The 421-nt window shown below is 62.5% G+C and carries 1 protein-coding gene; it reads left to right on the forward strand.

Features of this window, described 5'->3' with window-relative positions; all coding sequences use genetic code 11:
• Positions 1 to 8: 8 nt before the first annotated feature.
• On the forward strand, positions 9 to 421 hold a 413-nt coding region (locus JQK15_RS27750; protein ID WP_214869688.1), incomplete at its 3' end, for a reverse transcriptase domain-containing protein.

A 421-nucleotide genomic window follows, 5' to 3' on the forward strand; every position in this document is an offset into this window, starting at 1 on the left:
CAGCAGCGATGCTGGTGCTCGAACCGATCTTCGAAGCCGACCTTCCACCGGAAATCTATGCCTATCGCGCCGGGCGCAACGCCCAGCAGGCCGTGGTGGAGGTGGAGGAGCAGCTGTTCCGTGGCCGACCGGATGTCGTGGACGCCGACCTTGCCGACTACTTTGGCACCATCCCACACCTGGAGCTGATGAAATCAGTGTCGCGCCGGATCGTCGATCCGCGCGTGCTGCATCTGATCAAATCCTGGCTAGAATGCGCTGTCGAGGAAACGGACGACAAGGGCGGCAAGAAACGAGCGACGCAGGCGCGCGATCAGCGGCGCGGTATCCCGCAAGGATCACCCATCTCACCGCTGCTGGCCAACATTTACATGCGCCGGTTTGTGCTGGGATGGCGGAAGCTCGGCCTTGGGAAACGCCT

It is taken from the genome of Sphingobium sp. BHU LFT2 (assembly GCF_018604485.1).
Classification (GTDB): domain Bacteria; phylum Pseudomonadota; class Alphaproteobacteria; order Sphingomonadales; family Sphingomonadaceae; genus Sphingobium; species Sphingobium yanoikuyae_A.